Raw genomic sequence first — 1320 nt, 5'->3', positions numbered from 1 at the left:
CTTGGGGTGCTTGTAGCGGGCCAGGGACTCGTTCAGGAACGGCTCCAGCTCCTCGAGGGTCAGCTCGTCGATGCCCGCGGCCAGCGCGACCACCGCCACCGGCACCTCGCCCCACTTCTCGTGGGCGCGGCCGACCACGGCGGCCTCGTGGATCTTGGGGTGCGCGAAGAGCACGTTCTCGACCTCGGCGCAGTAGATGTTCTCGCCGCCGGAGATGATCATGTCCTTCTTGCGGTCCACCACGTAGACGAAGCCCTCCTCGTCGCGGCGGACCAGGTCACCGGAGTGGAACCAGCCGCCGTGGAAGGCCTCCGCGGTGGCTTCGGGCTTGTTCCAGTAGCGCTGCATGAGAGTCGGTCCGCGGTAGACGATCTCGCCGATCTCGCCCGGGGCGACATCGTTCATCTCGTCGTCGACGACCCGGACCTGCAGGGTCGGGATGGGCAGGCCGACCGAGCCGAGCTTGCGCAGCGCGTCCTTGCCCTCGAGCACGCAGGTGATGGGCGACAGCTCGGTCTGCCCGAAGACCGCCACATTGAAGGCGTCCGGGAAGCAGTCGGCCATGGCCCGCAGCACCGTGTCCGAGGCGGGGGCCGCGCCCCACGACAGCGCCCGCAGGGCCAGCTTGCGCTGCTTGACGGTGGGCTCCTCACAGATGAGCTGCCACTGCGCCGGAACGCAGAACGCGGTGGTGGCCTGCTCGGCCTCGATGGCGTCCAGGAACTCGGTAGCGTCGAACGCGCCCAGCGGGTGCAGCACGGTGCTGCCGCCGAGCATGAAATACGGGGCGAGACTGCCCAATCCGGCGATGTGGAACAGCGGCGAGGTGCAGAAGCCGATGGAATCGGGGCTGATCTCCAGGGCCCGGATACAGGTCAGCGCCTGCGCGTTCATGTTCGCGTGGGTGAGCACCGCGCCCTTGGGGCTGCCGGTGGTGCCCGAGGTGTACATGATCAGGCAGGGCGTGTCCTCCGGAATGTCCAGCGGCGCATGGGGTTCGCCCGGCTCGGCGAGCAGCTCGTCGTAGCCGAGCACGCCCTCCCCGGACTGCCCGTTGATCACGACCACGGTGGACAGCTCCGCGGCCTGTCCGGCGACGCCCACCGCGAGCGGCCGCAGCACCGAGTCGGTGACGATCGCCTGCGCGCCGGAGTCGGCCACGATGTAGGCGACCTCGGGCGGGGTGAGCCGGAAGTTCACCGGCACCGCGATGGCGCCGAGGGCGTTGATGCCCATGACCGCCTCGATGTACTCGGTGTAGTTCAGCGCCAGGATGAGCACGCGATCGCCGAACCCGACCCCTCGACGGGACAGCGCGTC

General features: G+C 69.2%; 1 protein-coding gene. It reads right to left on the bottom strand.

Annotated features, from left to right (window positions below):
* A partial coding sequence (locus tag ACIRS4_RS37260; RefSeq protein WP_404204565.1) for an AMP-binding protein occupies positions 1-1320 on the bottom strand: 1320 nt, incomplete at both ends.

The organism is Streptomyces sp. NPDC101166, from assembly GCF_044768125.1.
GTDB lineage: Bacteria > Actinomycetota > Actinomycetes > Streptomycetales > Streptomycetaceae > Streptomyces.
Note: the sequence above shows the minus strand (reverse complement) of the source record. Positions and strands in the feature narration are given on the sequence as shown.